Annotated in this window: 15 protein-coding genes and 1 pseudogene; 4 read left to right on the forward strand and 12 right to left on the reverse strand. The window is 39.5% G+C overall.

All coding sequences use genetic code 11. From position 1 onward, the window contains the following. Positions 1-4: 4 nt before the first annotated feature. Positions 5-223: a hypothetical protein gene (locus ACHBIF_RS07515; protein WP_105110162.1), complete on the reverse strand. Its 219-nt coding sequence runs from the start codon at positions 221-223 to the stop codon at positions 5-7. Positions 224-243: 20 nt separating this feature from the next. After that, positions 244-1,572, reverse strand: coding sequence for an excalibur calcium-binding domain-containing protein (locus tag ACHBIF_RS07520; protein WP_394719654.1), 1,329 nt, complete (start codon positions 1,570-1,572; stop codon positions 244-246). A gap of 121 nt (positions 1,573-1,693) precedes the next feature. On the opposite strand from ACHBIF_RS07520, the gene ACHBIF_RS07525 reads away from it, so the two are divergent. Then, positions 1,694-1,876 carry a 4-oxalocrotonate tautomerase gene (locus ACHBIF_RS07525; RefSeq protein WP_024413156.1) on the forward strand — a complete coding sequence of 61 codons (183 nt, stop codon included), beginning with the start codon at positions 1,694-1,696 and terminating at the stop codon, positions 1,874-1,876. Positions 1,877-1,914: 38 nt separating this feature from the next. Here ACHBIF_RS07525 and ACHBIF_RS07530 read toward each other — a convergent pair whose 3' ends face one another. The 5 genes from ACHBIF_RS07530 to ACHBIF_RS07550 form a co-directional block, all read right to left on the reverse strand. After that, positions 1,915-3,258, reverse strand: a complete 1,344-nt coding sequence (locus ACHBIF_RS07530; protein ID WP_172059301.1) for an MATE family efflux transporter — start codon at positions 3,256-3,258, stop codon at positions 1,915-1,917. Positions 3,259-3,341: 83 nt separating this feature from the next. Beyond that, a complete protein-coding gene (gene guaC, locus ACHBIF_RS07535; RefSeq protein ID WP_105110159.1) occupies positions 3,342-4,325 on the reverse strand; it encodes a GMP reductase in 984 nt (327 codons plus the stop codon). Between the two features lie 283 nt (positions 4,326-4,608). Further along, complete coding sequence (gene nth / locus ACHBIF_RS07540) at positions 4,609-5,232, reverse strand: endonuclease III (protein WP_105110158.1); 624 nt, start codon at positions 5,230-5,232, stop codon at positions 4,609-4,611. Between the two features lie 8 nt (positions 5,233-5,240). Next, positions 5,241-6,035, reverse strand: a complete 795-nt coding sequence (locus tag ACHBIF_RS07545; protein ID WP_257117681.1) for a hypothetical protein — start codon at positions 6,033-6,035, stop codon at positions 5,241-5,243. A 2-nt stretch (positions 6,036-6,037) separates the two neighbouring features. After that, positions 6,038-6,808, reverse strand: coding sequence for a glycosyltransferase (locus ACHBIF_RS07550; RefSeq protein WP_172067233.1), 771 nt, complete (start codon positions 6,806-6,808; stop codon positions 6,038-6,040). Between the two features lie 85 nt (positions 6,809-6,893). On the opposite strand from ACHBIF_RS07550, the gene ACHBIF_RS07555 reads away from it, so the two are divergent. Beyond that, the gene (locus tag ACHBIF_RS07555; RefSeq protein WP_394719658.1) at positions 6,894-7,793 is read left to right on the forward strand and encodes a glycosyltransferase family 2 protein; all 900 of its coding nucleotides are present in this window, start codon (positions 6,894-6,896) and stop codon (positions 7,791-7,793) included. A 570-nt stretch (positions 7,794-8,363) separates the two neighbouring features. After that, the gene (locus ACHBIF_RS07560) at positions 8,364-9,854 is read left to right on the forward strand and encodes a lipopolysaccharide biosynthesis protein (protein ID WP_394719660.1); all 1,491 of its coding nucleotides are present in this window, start codon (positions 8,364-8,366) and stop codon (positions 9,852-9,854) included. Between the two features lie 75 nt (positions 9,855-9,929). On the opposite strand, the gene ACHBIF_RS07565 is transcribed toward ACHBIF_RS07560, so the two are convergent. Then, complete coding sequence (locus ACHBIF_RS07565; RefSeq protein WP_172061940.1) at positions 9,930-11,105, reverse strand: hypothetical protein; 1,176 nt, start codon at positions 11,103-11,105, stop codon at positions 9,930-9,932. Positions 11,106-11,402: 297 nt separating this feature from the next. On the opposite strand from ACHBIF_RS07565, the gene ACHBIF_RS07570 reads away from it, so the two are divergent. After that, positions 11,403-12,347 (forward strand): glycosyltransferase family 2 protein, encoded by a 945-nt coding sequence (locus tag ACHBIF_RS07570; protein WP_394719662.1) that lies wholly within the window; start codon positions 11,403-11,405, stop codon positions 12,345-12,347. 58 nt (positions 12,348-12,405) lie between these two features. On the opposite strand, the gene ACHBIF_RS07575 is transcribed toward ACHBIF_RS07570, so the two are convergent. From ACHBIF_RS07575 to ACHBIF_RS07590, 4 genes and pseudogenes are all read right to left on the reverse strand, one after another. Further along, entirely contained in the window at positions 12,406-13,143 is a 738-nt protein-coding gene (locus ACHBIF_RS07575) for a CpsD/CapB family tyrosine-protein kinase (protein WP_394719664.1), read from the reverse strand. Between the two features lie 23 nt (positions 13,144-13,166). Beyond that, complete coding sequence (locus ACHBIF_RS07580; protein ID WP_105110149.1) at positions 13,167-13,904, reverse strand: YveK family protein; 738 nt, start codon at positions 13,902-13,904, stop codon at positions 13,167-13,169. Between the two features lie 88 nt (positions 13,905-13,992). After that, positions 13,993-15,339, reverse strand: a complete 1,347-nt coding sequence (locus ACHBIF_RS07585) for a sugar transferase (protein ID WP_394719667.1) — start codon at positions 15,337-15,339, stop codon at positions 13,993-13,995. 287 nt (positions 15,340-15,626) lie between these two features. Beyond that, positions 15,627-16,737 (reverse strand): annotated as a pseudogene (locus ACHBIF_RS07590) (IS630 family transposase). Between the last annotated feature and the right edge of the window lie 170 nt (positions 16,738-16,907).

Below are 16,907 nucleotides of genomic sequence, written 5' to 3' on the forward strand. Positions count from 1 at the left end.
GAAATCACGGCCACATGAATAAATTTAAAACCAACTCTAATAGCAGCTCACCCCATTTGGGCTTCCATTTATAGAGAACCAGGATGGTGTAAATAGCAGAAAACAATGTTATGGTTACCAGTATGGGTCCGATGATGGTGCTGATTGGAAACACTGCCATTGCAAAATAAAGGGTAAATAGACCTAGTAACAAAGCTAAGATGATGCGGTATGCAGGTTTCATAACAGTCCCTCCTGTTTTATCTACTCGCAACCAATTCCGTCGCCATCTCTGTCTAGGTGACTTCCATAACCAGGTTGACCTTGATAGACCGGAGCTGCTCCTGCTGCTCTCGCTGCCTTACAGTTCGGATAGTAAACATTGCTTGCAGGTGCTTGCGCAAAACCATGGATTTGACCTTGTGATTGAGCCGCCGCTTGAGCCTGGGCTGCAGCTTGCTCCTCAGCAATTCGTTTGGCCTCAGCTGCCTGGCGTTCTTCCTCCTCTTTACGAGCCTTTTCTGCGATAGCCTTCTCAGCATTCCAGTATTTGATGACAACCTTGCTATTTTTCTTATAAACAGTATCTTTCTGGGAATCCCAAGCCTTCCCATCTATTTCAATAACGCTCACCTGACCATTTTTACTGATATCATCTGTTTCCGTAGCAACTTCGGAAATCTGAGTGAAGCCCGCAGCAGTAAATAACTCCTTATTCTTTTCTACTGTTGCGTTTGAAATATCCTTAGGTACTTCAGCAAAGTTTGAAAAATCATAGTAACTGATGACGATTGGCGTTGCTTTTTTTAAGATAATATCTTGCTTGGTATCTAGTCTTAGTTTCTCATCATCTACTGTAATATCGCGGATGGTCCCGTGTTTTGACTTGTCCTTTTCTTCAATTTTATCCCACTTTACCTGTGTAAATCCGACTTCAGTCAGGGATTTTTCTAAATCTATCTTATTTTTAGTCTCTAAAGCATCCTGTGGAAATTTCAAATTATCCTTGCTAGCATCAAAATAAGTTACTTTGACAGGAAGACTTGTCGAATAAAAGTAGCCTTTCTGATAGGAATAGGGACCAATTTCCAAATTCTCTACTTGATCGTTCTTGTCATCATTTCCTTCTGCCAACAACATAACAGAAGATAGCTCAATATTGTCAAACCCTGCCTCTATCAACTCTTTTTCAAGCTCAGTGACATTTCCAGGATAGGAAAGATTGCTTAATTCAACCGCATCATCTTTCGGGGCATGATAAGATATGGAAATCGGTACATTTTTTGAGGCAGTTCCTTCTTTCCATTCTTCGCCATCAACAAGAACAACTTCTACCTTACTACTTTCATCAATTTTTCCGTACTCTAAATCTGCAATTTTTAAACTTTCCTTGATATTTTCAAATCCAGCCTCTTTATAGATTTGTAGAACTTTTTCAATAGGTTGGCCGTAAACTTGTTCTTTCGCCGGCAACTCAGCAGTTGTCAATTGAATTCCTGCAACACTTGCTACCAGCAAACCACCTGCTACAGTAGCTGTTTTTCTGTTGAAAATCTTTCTGATTTTACCTTGATTTATAATCTTATCTAGCATATCTATCTCCTTTCTTTCACAATATTATTATATAAAACAAAGGATAAAATTGCAATTGTTTATAAAATACTTGAATAATTTTCTTACTGTGATAAAATATTCAACAAAAAGGAGAATTTATATGCCATTTGTACGTATTGATTTATTTGAAGGTCGCACTGAGGAGCAAAAAATTGCCCTAGCTCGTGAGGTGACAGAGGTTGTTTCGCGTAATACCAACGCCCCGAAGGAAGCTATCCATGTCTTTATTAACGACATGAAAGAGGGAACTTATTTCCCGCATGGCGAAATGAAACGCAAATAAATAAAAACTGACTTGTCTTCTTTCAAGTCAGCTTTTTCTTATTGCTTATCTTTTTTTACAATATATCGTAAGCGTAGATTCAAGGAAATCCCGCAGGTGAATATCCCGACAATCAAGCCAATCCAGTAAGCTTTTGGTCCCAAGTCCGTCAGACTATCCAGCAACCAGGCAATAGGGAAGGTCATGGACCAGTAGGACACCAGGCCTAGCACAAAGGGAAAGGTGGTGTCCTTGTAGCCCCGTAAAATCCCCTGAATCGGTGCTGTAAAGGCATCTGCCAGTTGGAAAAAGAGGGCAAAGACCAGGAAGTCAGAGGTTAAGGCGATAAATTCAGGTTCTATACCATAAAGACCTGCTACCATTTCCCGATTAAAATAAAGGAAAGTCAAGGTCAGACTGGCAAAGAGAACGGCTGTCAAGCGGCCAATCAGACTGTACTGCTGGACATCTTTCAGGCGTTTTGCCCCGTGTTCGTAGGAAACCAGAATAGGCAGGGCCATGGAAATGCTGAGCGGGAAGGCATACATGAGAGTCGCAAAATTCATAGCTGCCTGGTGGGCCGCAATGGTCTGCGCAGAATATTTGGACATGTAGAGCCCGACCACTGCAAAAATGGCTACTTCTGCGAAAACCTGCAGACCGATGGGAAGACCGATTTTTACCCCTTCTTTGAGCATGGCAGGATTAAAGGATGTCCAGTCCCACACTTGGTAGGATGCAATCTGCTTATTTTTCCTCATGACCAGGACAACCACTGCTAAGACTGCCCAATAAGCCAAAGCAGTCCCAAGTCCAGCACCTGATCCGCCCAGGGCCGGCAGTCCCAATTTCCCATAAATCAAGAAATAGTTAAAGAGGGTGTTAAAGGGAACCAGGAGCAACATGAGGTACATGGACAGTCGGGTCAGACCGAGGGCATCGAAAAAGGACCGGCAGACGCTGAAGATGAGAAAAGGCGGGATGCCAATGGAAATATAGTAGAGATAGGACAGAGCAACTTCTGCAACTTCAACCTCTAAGCCCAGCCAGCTCAAAATAGGCCTAGCAAAAACAAAGACCAAGATATACAAAATTAAGGCCAAAAAGCCAGACAAATAGACAAACTGATGAAATTCTTCACGAATCTTGTTCTTATCGCCCTTGCCCAGATGATGGCCGATAATGGGAACCAAAGCCGACACAATCCCTGTTAAAAAGGAGAAAAATGGGTTCCACAAACTGGTCGCCATAGAAACACCCGCCAAATCAAGGGTACTAAACTGTCCCGTCATCATGGTATCGATGAAAGAAGCCGAAAAGTTAGCAAATTGATAAATCAAAATAGGCAGAAAAATTTTTAGAAAGAGAAGAAACTTTTCTTTTATTGTTTTAGTTGGATACATAATCGGTCCTTTAATCTTAGTCAACCTATTGTATCAAGAAAAGGACCTGCACTGCAAGTCCTCTATTTCATTACAAACATAAATTAAATCGAATCGCCGTTCCAGATGGAATTTTTCACGACGACATAGTCCACATGGCGCAGGCTGTTCAAATCACGACCACCTGCGTAAGAAATGGATGACTGCAGGTCCTGTTCCATTTCCACCAAAGTATCCTTGAGATGCCCCTTAGCTGGCAGGAGAATCTTCTTGCCTTCTACATTTTTATAAGCACCTTTTTGATACTCAGAGGCCGAGCCGTAGTATTCTTTGAATTTCTCGCCGTCCACTTCAATGGTTTTACCCGGACTTTCAATATGCCCTGCAAAGAGGGAACCAATCATGACCATGCTGGCACCGAAACGGATGGATTTGGCAATGTCACCATGCGTACGGATACCACCATCCGCAATAATGGGTTTACGAGCCGCTTTAGCACACCAACGAAGGGCTGCCAGCTGCCAACCACCTGTACCAAAGCCTGTCTTAACCTTAGTAATACATACTTTACCCGGACCAATGCCGACCTTGGTTGCGTCAGCACCCGCATTCTCCAACTCACGAACCGCTTCAGGCGTCCCAACATTTCCTGCGATAACAAATGTCTCTGGCAACTCTTTTTTAATATGCTTGATCATCTTGATGACACTGTCCGCATGACCATGCGCAATGTCAATGGTGATAAATTCGGGCACATCGTTTTTCAAGCTAGTCACAAAATCATATTCGTAGTCTTTGACACCGACCGAAATAGAAGCAATCAAACCTTGGTCATGCATCCGTTTGATAAAGGGAATGCGTCCTTCTTCGTCAAAACGGTGCATAATGTAGAAATAACGGTCCTTAGCCAGCATCTCCGCCACATCCTCATCAATAATGGTCTGCATATTGGCTGGAACTACAGGAAGTTTGAAACTGTACTTGCCCAAAGTCACCGTCGTATCCGCCTCAGAGCGGCTGTTGATGATACACTTGTTGGGAATTAACTGAATATCCTCATAGTCAAATACCGGCATTTCGTTGTACATAGCTTTACCTCATTTTCTGAACTATCTTCCGAAAAATACATTGTTTTTCGTTTTTTAATCAACTTACAGAATAAATTATATACTATCGTTTGGTTTTTGTCAAATACAAAGCCATACAGATGATTAACGTTCGCTTATTCTCAATTATCCAACATTTAGAACGTCACTTCATTCGTATTATTCGATTTTTGAGAATATTTTAGAACAAATTCAAAAAATCATTCTTGTTTTCTGAATGAAATTGTCCTAACAATCAAAAAAATCTCCAAAAACTGAAGATTTTTTAATCAAATTCATATAACTGCGGAAATTTTGCACATTCTGGATTTTTCGGATGGCAGACTTCCCGTCCAAAATAAATCATGGCCTGATGGGCTGGGAGCCAGAGTTCTGGTGGCAAAACTTCCATGACCCGTTTTTCTGTTTCCAGTGGCGTAGCGGATTTTTTGACAATATCATGGTGTTTGCAGATGCGACCAACATGCGTATCCACCGCAAAAGCTGGGATGCCGAAGCCGACACTCATGACGACATTGGCGGTCTTTCGCCCTACTCCTGCCAAACTTTCCAATTCCTCGCGTGTCTGTGGAACTACACCGTCAAATTGATCCAACAACTGCTGGGCGCATTCTTTGAGGAATTTAGCCTTGTTACGGTAAAGACCCAAGCGTGAAATATAGGGCTCAATGTCTTTGACCTCGGCTGCTGCCATAGCCTCTGGTGTCGGATAGGCCTCAAACAAGGCAGGTGTTGCCTTATTGACCGCCGCATCTGTCGTCTGAGCAGACAACATGACCGCTACCAGCAGTTCAAAATGATTTCTAAAATCCAAACTTGGCTTGGCGTCTGGATAGAGGGCAATAATTTCTTCAATTACTTTTCGTGCACGTTTTTTTGATAATACCATGTAAACCTCTAGTCCTTATTTCTTGAAAATTCCCTTGCTCCTTGGAACATATAGCGAATATTGTCCGTTATTTTTATTTCTGGGAGCATCATTTTCCGTTTCCGAATAGCAAATTGCAAAATCAATAACCAATACCAGTTGGCTGTCATCCGCTTGAAGATTGCACCTTTTTTTCGACAAAATTCTGGTGAATTAGACCGATCCCAATAAGAAGCTCTAGCATCTATCAAAGTTGCAATTTTGACAGGATAACTATAAATTTTCAATCCCTTGCGAAGAGCATCGAATAATAAAATATTTTCTTCACCCGAACCATATTTAGCACCAATTCCGAACCGTTCATCAAACACAATTCCTTTTTGTAATATACTAGATTTTTTAAAGCTAATCTGCACAGAAGAGGTTCTCATTGCCCCAATATGATGAATTCTTCCTTTTTTCAATGGTTTCTTGGCCATGGTTGCCACCTCATTGTCTACATAAAAGACAATCACATCCGCATCTGGAAATTCCTGATAGGCCTCAGCCACAATCTCCTGGTAGTTATCGACAAAAACCATGTCATCATCTGCAATTTGACAAATCGCATGCTCAGGTGCTAGGGCAAGAGCATCGTTTCTACTGGCACTCAAGCCCAAACGATTGGAATGCAGTATGGTCGAACGCTCTTTTGTTACCAATTCAGACTGCTCACGACCTGACCGATACTGATTAACAATAATCGTGACAACAGATGTTAAATTCATCGTCTCAAGTAATTTGTCTACATTGTGATTATCCACTGTTGCTACTAATACAACCATTCCTATATCCTCCTCTTCACAGCGTTATAGGCATACCCAATGAAGGGAATAATCGTTTGAATTAAGGATAGACCTTCTACTTTTCTAAATAGATACCATGTCCGTTTAATGGCCTTTAGTTTGTTTGCAGATAAGGAAGAGTTGACGCGGCGGTAGATAGACAGAGCTTCAGGTAAGCTATAAGCGTAACCTGTAACTTTCAGTATCTTCCACCAAGTAGCTGTATCCTGTCCTCTACGGACATCAGGCATCGCAATCTGCTCTTTTGTCAACTGGTGTAAATCCAGCATAACGGTTGAAGTGAAAATCGTGTGATTGCGTAGCGATTCCTGGTAAGAGATTTTAGCAGGAACTTTGACTATTTTGTTTAAACTTGTACCGTTTTCGTCAGCAAATTGGTAGGCTGTAAATGTAAAAGCATGACCGTTTGCTTCTGCGAAGGCAAGTTGCTTTTCTAATTTTGTTGGCAACCAAAGGTCATCTGCGTCTAAGAAGCAAATATAGCGACCATGCGCCGCTGCTACCCCTTTATTCCTAGATATTGCCACCCCTGAATTAGTGGGATTCTCCAAGAGAGTCAAATCGGGTACCCAAGTCATCATCTCTTTAACAAGGACAACAGACTGGTCTGTCGAGCAATCGTCTACCACGATAATTTCATAATTCTGATAGGTTTGTTGTAAAACAGAGTTAATTGTCTCAGTAATATAGTCAGCTGCATTATACATGGGTATAATAACGCTAACCAGTGGGCGTGATCGGTCTTTATTCATTGCATATCCTCAGCAAATATATTTGAAAATTAGTATCTATTATAGTAATATTAATAGCGATAATAGACGAGAAGGAAAAAACAAAATGTCTTTACCATTAATTTCAGTAGTTATTCCCAACTACAATAGAGGTCATCTACTGCAAGAAGTCCTCAAAAGTGTCATTAGTCAAACCTACTCCAATTGGGAAATTATTGTTGTGGATGACTTTTCGACAGATAACTCACTAGCTGTCCTAAAGCAATTGCAGGAGCAAATCCCTCAGCTTATTGTACACCAATTAGCTGAAAATAGTGGCGCTAATGTTTGTCGTAATAAGGGTGTTGAGTTAGCTAAGGGCGAATTGATTGCCTTTCTGGATTCAGATGACTATTTCTTGCCTAGTAAATTAGAAAAACAAGAACATATCTTCCGACAATATCCCGAAGTAGGATTTGTCGTGACTGGATTTGGCTCAACTGCTATCCATGTACCATCGGAAGGACTTCTGAATGTTGGAGATACTATTTTACAAAATAATCTCGGTGGTTTCTCAACCTTGATGGTAAAAAAATCCTTGTTCCTACAGATTGGTGGCTTGGATAACAGCTTATTAAGCTGTCAAGATTGGGATCTCTTTTTAAAACTCCTAGAAGTTTCCAAGGGCTATAAGATTTTGGAAGACCTAGTTGTCTATGAAATTCAAGATGACAGCATTTCAAAAAACAGCAACAAGGTCATTCAAGGTTATCAGGTTGTTTCCAAACGTGCTGCCGAGATAAATAGCAGACTAAAACTCGTGCCTGAGAGAAAACTAGCTAGCTACCAGGAATATTATCTAGCTCTGCGCTACTATGGTTTAAGAGACATTGGTCAGGTACGCCATCATCTGTGGCAGTCACTGCGTATCCAACCAACTCCACTTGCAGCTATCTATCTCCTTGTTTCTTGTTTTGGTTGGCAAGCCCTTCGTGGTTTTATTAACCTAAAAAATAAAATAAAGTAAAAGCGTAGAATCTGTGTTCACAAGTTGTAAATACAGGTTCTAAGGAAACAAAACCAAGCAAGAGGGATGACAGCTGATAATTGGTTGGCAGTAGATACAAAATAGCAAGAAAAACAGGTATGAATACTCATTTTTTAAGAGACTATACAAGTATTTGTTCTTTCTGAAATCCAATCTTTTCAGGTATGCTTTAGCAGATTGATAGGTTTCTTTATTGTTTTCTTTATTGTTTTCTTTGATGGAAACCATCAATAATTGCAAGAGCGCCTCAATCAATTTAAATTCATAATACTCTTTATCATTCTTGCAATTTTTAAGCAAAAGCTCGCAGGAAGCAACTGATTCGAGAATATTCTTTACTCGGAAATCTGAACTGAGCGAATTTGCACAAATACGATAGGTGTACATCTGATCATGAACACTTGTAATATTATTAGCTGCAACCATTAAGTCAACATAGACACCATCACTATTTCCTTTTAAAATTATGAAACCCTTCACATCATTCTACCAAAAAAGGGTTTACTTTTCAAAAAATGTTACCGAAAAATTCACAAGGAAAGGCTTGGAATGAATACAAAATCACTGAAAATCAACGGGATTATTTCCCTTTTGAACAAATGTATTTCAATCGTCTGTAGTTTAATTCTCCCTCGGCTTTTCATCACAGCTTATGGTTCAGAAGTCAATGGGCTCATGTCCAGTATTACTCAATATCTGACCTTGATTAGCCTATTGGATATGGGAATGGGAACTGTCGTCCAAGTTGCTATGTATAAACCATTGTTGGACCAAGATTATGGGAAGCTGTCCACCATTTATTATAAGTCTCAGCAATTTTTCAATAAGATTGGACTCTTTTTAATCGTTTATGTCGGTGCGCTCTGCCTCTTTCTCCCTCAGGTACTGTCCAGCCATTTCTCACAGCAACAAATAATGAGTCTGATTGCTATTCTTTCCCTGTCGCATCTCCTTCAATTTTTTGTTGGCATCACCAGTCAAATCATTTTAGGCTCTGATCAAAAAGCCTATATCAAGGAAATCTTACAAGGATTGACCAATATTGCCAATCTCTTGCTTTCCATGTTTCTTATCAAACAGGGACAAACTGTATTTCTAGTTAAATTCGTTTCAGCATTGGTCTTTATAATCCCACCAATCTCTATCAGTTACTACGTCCACAAGCATTACCATATTTCCAAGCAAGGAATTGATAAAAACTTTAAAATCAATCAACAATGGTATGGAATTGGTCAGCATATCGCCTATACTGTTCAAGAAAGTACCGATATTGTCATCCTTTCTATGTTCTCAAGCTTGAACAGTGTATCTGTCTATGCGATTTATAATACGGTCTTTCAGGGAATTAAAACTTTTCTCAATGCAGCAACCAGTGGCCTGCGTCCCTTTCTTGGGCGTGCCCTACATTTGGACGATCACCAACTTCTCTTTCGGCAATTTAGAAAGTTAGAATGGCTCTTACATACTGGTTCAACCATTGTCCTTGCGACAACCTTTCAATTGGTGACGCCGTTCATCCTTCTCTATACGGATAAGGTGACCGATGCCAATTATAACCAGCCTTTATTTGGCTATATCATGACGATTTCCCTGCTTCTCTATGCAATTCGCTTGCCTTACCGGACCTTGGTTTTCGCTAGCGGTGAATTTAAGAAAACACAGTTTGGAACCTATACCGAAGCTATCTTAAACTTAGCGATTTCTCTGATGTTAGTTGTACCTTTAAACATTGTTGGCGTTGCCATCGGTACAGCTGTTTCACAAACCTTCAGTCTGGCCTATTATATCTGGTATACCTACCGTTTTATCATTACAGGTCAACCCGTTTCAATCTCTAAACAATTACTGATGGATGCGGCTATCTTTACCTTGTCCAACCTCCTGCTCCTTCCATTTACTGGAAGTATTGGTTCCATTGTCGGTTGGATTGTCTTTGGCAGCATCAGTATCCTTGTCACAACCATTATCAGTTTGATGATCAATTATGCTTTCTCTCAGAAAGAATTATTTGACTTTTTAAAACGAAAACTGCCAGCATAAGAAATACCATACTAGTTCAAGACAAGTTTGTCCATCTAGTATGGTATTTTTCTATATGGCTACGCTAAGGTAGACTTAATCCTTCCACATCTCTTGCCGATAAACAGCATAGACTACTGAAAGCATGATGATGAAACTATAATCTCCATACATACTCCCCGTTACAAAGAATTTCAAAAAGAAAGCTGAGACTGCAAAAACGACAACTTTCTTATTGGTCATAGATGCTCGGAAAAAGGTTGTGCCGATAAAATAAACGAGAAAGAGCAAAATCATTGTCCCCAAGACCCAGCCAAAGCTCAGATAGGTTTCCAAGATAAAATTATGGACATATATACCATCCGGCATCAAGGTTCTGTCAAAAAAGGCCCCGTTGATTTCCCCGCCCATGATTTTCAAATGCGCGATAGCCGTCTCTATCATAAACTTACGCCCTGTGCTCTCGCCAATAATCCCTTGATTGATACGGTTGAGAATATAGGAACCTTCTATATGAACAGAAGCAAGTACCCGTCTAAGAAAGAGGAAAATTCCTGCAAACAGGGCCAAGCCAGAGAAAATTTGTAAGAAGGTTTTTAAGGTTAGGTGACGCAGGACTTTTTTTTCAATCAAATCTATGAACAAACACAGGAAACCACCCACTGCCAACCAAATCAAGGGACCACGCGCCCCATAAATAACACCTTCTAGCAACATAACAATCGCAATGCCTGCTTTCAACAGGCTTGGGCGATGAATGAAATTAAAGACAAACAACAGCCAAATCGGTAACAAGTTATAGGAATATGGCATGTAATTCGTCGCATTATGAAAGACATATTTTGCGATAAAAGCACTGACAATAATCACATAATTCATATATTCTATGAACTTGCTGGTAAAGAGATAGGAAAAATCAGTTATTCGGGATAAAATCAAGACCGCATAGGGTAAATAAAAGGTGTAAATCATCACCATCTCAACCCCTGTAAAAGTCCTTTTGACAAATCGATTACTGGTCAAATACAAAATAATATACAAGAGATAGATGAAATATAAACTCGTCAGCCGTTTCATGGACAAAGGGAAACGCACAAAGATAACAAAAGCAAATAGATAAATAAGCGCATAGAAGAAAAAGATGCTTTTGCTCGCGAGATAGGCAAATCCCAGCCGTTGTAAGGCCGTCGCCATCACCATACTGAGGGGATAGATGCTAATCGAGACATAAAAGAAAATGACACTCCACTTATTGAAGGTATTATTCTCCATACCTGTTTACCCATAACACAAGTTTTTCCCTACAAGATTGTTGTAGAATCATCGATTGTGCCCTCCCATATCCTGTTCTTTCCAGCGTTCGTACAATTTATGTACTCCTACTTCTCTAATCATTTCTCTTCCTTCGTCTGATAATATTTACTAACACCATATTATAACACCTCGATTTCAAAAATAGAAATAATAGATATTCTCGAACCCAAAATCCCCACTTTAAAAGTACCCAACCAAGGGTAAAAGACTTCTCTGTGCTATAATAGTAGCAGGACAGAAAGGAATAGGTAAAATATGGTAGCGCCTAAAGTTTCTATTATCGTACCCGTTTACAATACGGAACAATATATCGCGGAATGTATCCAATCCATTCTCCAACAAAGTTTGAAGGATATTGAACTGATTTTGGTCAATGATTGTTCAACAGACCGTTCTTTGGAGATTTTAAAAACGTATCAACAAGAAGATAGTCGTGTTACTGTGATTGACCTGCCTGAAAATATGGGGGTCGGCGATGCTCGCAATAAAGGAATAGATATTTCTAGTGGCGAATTCGTGGCTTTTGTCGATTCAGACGACTTGGTCAAGGTAGATATGTTTGAAAAACTGTATCAGCAAGCCAAGAAAGATCAGGCTGATTTAGTATTGTGCGACACAGGCACTCTCTCATCTGATGGGCGCGAAAAAACTGTTTGGCACAAGCCAATATACGGGAAAGCAAGGCTGCAAGACATCTATCACAATACACAACCCACGGCTCGCATGGTCGCTCGAACACTGATTGACCAAACGAACTTTCGTTTTCTATCGGGTATGGGTGAAGGTATCTATTTCGAGTTGATGATTGCTGCTAACACTATCACAACGGTTCCCGAAAAACTCTATATTTACCGTTCACGCCAAGGTTCACTCAGTACCACTCCTAATCCTGATAACAACCGCAAGTCTATGGAAAATAGCCGCATTATGGGCCAACGTAATCCTGACTATGCTGATTATTTCACCTTCAAAATGATTGAAGATTTACTTCAAATGGTTGCTAATGCAGTCAAAATCGGTGACAAAACAGCCTATCAGGATGCTGTGACAGAGCTTGCAAAACTAAACTTCAAACAAAACCAATTTATTCCAACATTTTATAAAAGGGAATATAGCTGGCACCGCTATTATCTCAAAGTCTATTTACTCCCAGCAAATTATTATCTGGGACGAATGATTTCCTTGTTGCTATTTAGATAGTCTGCTGATGTACAAAAGAGTTGAGCCAATGCTCAACTCTTTTTACAATCTAATTTTTCTAATCCTGAGAACCCTGTTCCCGACCATAATAATACTGGTAGGAATCTTTGTGCTCTTTAGGAACATAGTTCATGACATAGCCAAGCAATTGTGCATCGACATTGTTTAGCAAGCGCAAGCTTTTTTCCAATTCATTTTTCTGAACATAGCCTTGACGTACCACCAATATCATACCATCGACCTTTCGAGCCATAATCTGAGCATCCGTCACACTGTTGACAGGAGGCAAATCATAGATGACAAAATCAAAAGAATGTTCTAATTCTTCCATCAGACTTGTTATATTATTAGATAATAATAATTCCGCTGGATTTGGTGGGATAGCACCCGAAGTTAAGACATAGACTCCCAAATCTTCAGGATAGTCTAACAAATCTGCAAATGATTGTTTTGTGTCAATCACTAAGTCACTCAATCCACGTAAATTGGACAATTTAAAGGTCCGGTGAACGGTTGGCTTTCGCAAATCTGCATCCACAATCAACACTTTCTTACCAGCAGCCGCCAAGCTATGAGCTAGATTGGCTGATACAGTTGATTTTCCTTCACCCGGTATCGAAGAAGTCACCCCGATGGAAGTAATCTTACCATTCAACTGGGCATATTGTAGGTTGGTACGTAGCACACGAATTTGTTCAGCGTTTAAGCTGGTTGGTTGGGTCGCCGAATAGAGGGGCGAGCCTTGTAATTGTTGTTTATTTAGTTCTCTTTGTCTTTTTTTTCTTCCAAAAAACATCAGCATACTCACTTTCTAAGATGCTATTTATCTAATTTATAATGGGCATTACTGATTTCACTAGCAGTCATATCATATAATTCCGTCAGTAATGTTAAGTTCTGCGCCTGAAGGTAGGCATCATTCTTCACTGTTTGATCAAATAGATTTCTAGAAATGATGAAGCCAAATGATAGGAAGATTCCTGCCAGAATACCCGTCACGACATTTTTGATAATACTAGGTGAAACTTTATTGGCATTGTAAGAAGCAGGTGAGAGGACGACCACCTTACCAAATCCTTCACTGTAAATATCTTGCAAGGTGTCACTAAAGACCGTTGTAATTTCCTCAAGTACAGCCTGGGCTTCCTGAGCATCATCCATACGCAAATTGACTACAAAGGCTTGAGAATCTTCTGTCTGAGTGAAGGTCAAGCGCTCTTTCAAGTAATAAGCCGGATATTTACCACCAAATGAATCTGCAACCTTACCCAAGACAGGCACACCAAAAAGAATATCTCGATAGGTCGGAATCATTTCAAGGTTTGTTCGGATTGAGTTAGCCGCACTGACATAAGCATTCTGATTGCCAACATCAATAGGATCCTGAGCAACCAGCAACTGAGCGCTAGATGCATACTGGGGAGCAACAGCCAAACTAGCGTATAATCCCATAAATGCTCCCCCAATGAGAGAACAAATGGCAATGATCACGATATTTTTCTTAAAAAGTGCTATCAACTCAAAAATATCTATGAAATCATCTCTCTGTTTATTCATTAACTTGTTTACCTTTCATACGGTGAGATTTTTTCCAAACAACATTATATCAGAAAGTTTCTAAATGATGTATTTCTAGGACTGCTTTCTATTTGACAACGATCGAATAAGCTTCCAATTGCTTCAAGCTCGTGATTTTGTTGTCAGTATTTTCATCTACACCCTTCGCACTTAACTTATCCAATAAGATACTCAATGTACGCAATACCAGTTTGAGATCAAAATAGAAAGAATAGCGTTGAATGTACAATAAATCATACTTTAATTTACTATTGAAATCTGAATTATAGGTCCCGTAAATCTGAGCATAGCCTGTCAAGCCAGCTCTTACTCTATGCCGAAGATGATAATAGGGACTCTGTTTTTCATATTGTTCGACAAAGTGAGGACGCTCGGGTCTCGGACCAACGATAGACATATCCCCCCTTAAAATATTAAACAATTGTGGCAATTCATCCAGGCGAGTCGCTCTTAAAAATTGGCCCAAGCGTGTTACCCGACTATCATTAGATGTAGCAAGGACTGGTCCAGACTTACCTTCAGCATTATTGACCATAGAACGGAATTTTAAAACTTGAAACAGTCTGCCATTCATTGTGACACGCTGCTGGGTATAGAAGACCGGGCCTTTTGAATCCAGCTTGATTGCTAGAGCGACTAAAAGCATGATAGGCCATGTCAGCATCAATAAGACTAATGAAATAAGAATATCAAATATTCTCTTGAAAAAACGTTCCACTTTTGTAAGCTGAAAAGTCTTAAACCCTATGAAAATATCATCGCCGAATTGATAGATGGAAGACTGAATTTCCAGACCAGAACGAAAATATACAGCATTGTAAATCCCCTTATTCTCCCTTATCAGCATAGTGTAAATTACTTCTCGATCTCTTCCGACCTCACCAGCAAAGTAAACTGCATCAATATCATCGAGATAGTTGCTGACATTTGTAGCAAAATCTGTCGTAAAGGCATGAGTGACAGTAAAAATCATATTTTCAAACTTCATCAGATTTACTACTGATTTGACTACTTCATCCTCATGTCCAATAACACATAATCGTTTACCACCAAAAATTTTCCGATAAACATATAAGGCCAGATAATTATATAAATGAGTACAGCTTGTGGCCAATAATAGAGCTAGTAATAAAGTAGGCCAATCTGGATACCTTATCAGGTGAAAGGCTGCTAAGATTGTCAGAATAACAAAGACAATCAGCTGAACTGAAGAGGTTACATAGGTCAGCGTTTTATAAGACTTGTTGTAAAAGTGATGATTACCAGCCATCAAAGCTACCAGAGCCTGAATACCCCCGATATAAGCATATTCCAGTGTAGACAAGGACTTGTCACAAACAATGGCAAAACTAATCGAGAAAATGATTGCGCTAATTGTAAGATAGAAGATGTGAAATAATCTTCTATATTCCATATTATTCCCTTCTTTCTGTTTATGATATGGATTGTCAAAAGAGATTTTTAGTAAATACTGAATAAACTTAATTATCCAACGAAAAAACTACTTCTCTTAAAATTACCAAAGAAAAGTATATTTTTGTAATTTTATACATTTGTATTCCGAGCTGTATAGTAATTATTTTCCAGATAGAATCCTTTGATACATCAATTCATTTTATCATAAAATGATGAAATTATTACTAATTATGCTTATTGAAAATATCCTGAAAACGTTTCATATCAGTCGTTTTTAATTAATACTCAACTAAAATCAAAAATAGCCAAGCTCCAATCTCTACGTACAATTGATTTGAGTTGAGAAGGAGATAGGTTTTTAATAACCTCTTGAAGTTTATCAATAACCTCATTCAAGCTTCTAAATATCTTATTCTGGAAACCACGTTTGCGGATTTCGGCCCAGACTTGCTCAATAGGGTTCATCTCTGGTGTGTAAGGTGGAATAAAGATAAATTCTATATTCTCAGGGATATTCAATGTCTGAGATTTATGCCAGACGGCATTGTCCATGACTAGAATAATGTAGTCATCTGGATAAGCTTCTGACAATTGGTGTAGAAATTTATTCATCCAATCACTATTACAACCACCTGCTATGATGAAAAATGATTCTCCTGAGTTGGCGTCCACAGCACCATAACAATAGCGATATTCACGGATATGGTGACTTGCGACACTAGGTCTATACCCTTTTGGAGCCCAAGATTTTCCAAGTTTACTAATAGGACCAAAACCCGCCTCATCCTGATACATAGGGCGGATTTTTTGATACGATTTCCCATTACTAAAGCGCTTACTCAACCTCTTCTCGCACTAAGATTTTATTTTTAGACGCTAAAATGGCTTCCGCGTCTGCTTTTTTAGGATGTTGGGGGGCGTGGGCTGACTTTTGTTGCTTACTGCGTAAGCTTTATCTCCCACCTCAAAGAATCTCTTGATTCTTTGACCCAACCATGGTGTTTTAAGAGAGCTTATAATCCTTCTCGAGTCGTTTTTCGACCAACTTTTGCCTGATAGGCTGCCAAAAGAGAATTAATCGCACCAATTCTCCCTTAAGAGCAGAAGAAAGTTGCTCATTCAGGAATTGTTCTTCCTCATCTTGTGTCATGTAGGCGCGACGACGTCCGCCACGATTGTCAGTAAGGAGTGCCTGTAAGCCTCCGTCAAGATAGCGATTCAAGAGGTTTCGAACTGTTTGATGGACAAAGCCCACTGATTTTGCGCTAGCTGTTAGGTTCTGGTTTTCTGAGTAAAGAATGAGAGCCTGAATTTTTCAGTGATGTGGAGCATTTGTCTTGTCTCTAAGGGCTTGTTTTAATTCGTGAACTTGAGTGGGGGTGAGTTTGTTTGTCATAATACCATTAAGCCACTATTTTTGATTTTTGTTAAGTATAACTTATTCATCACTTCATTCTACCACAGTCTTCGATTATTTATAAACCTAAATTGTCAAATTAAGCTAGACAGAAAAAGCCATCTATGTTAGGCTCAGCATTTGTCTGAAAGGAACTAACATAAATGACT

Source organism: Streptococcus sp. A11, assembly GCF_043674225.1.
Taxonomy (GTDB): Bacteria; Bacillota; Bacilli; order Lactobacillales; family Streptococcaceae; genus Streptococcus; species Streptococcus suis_V.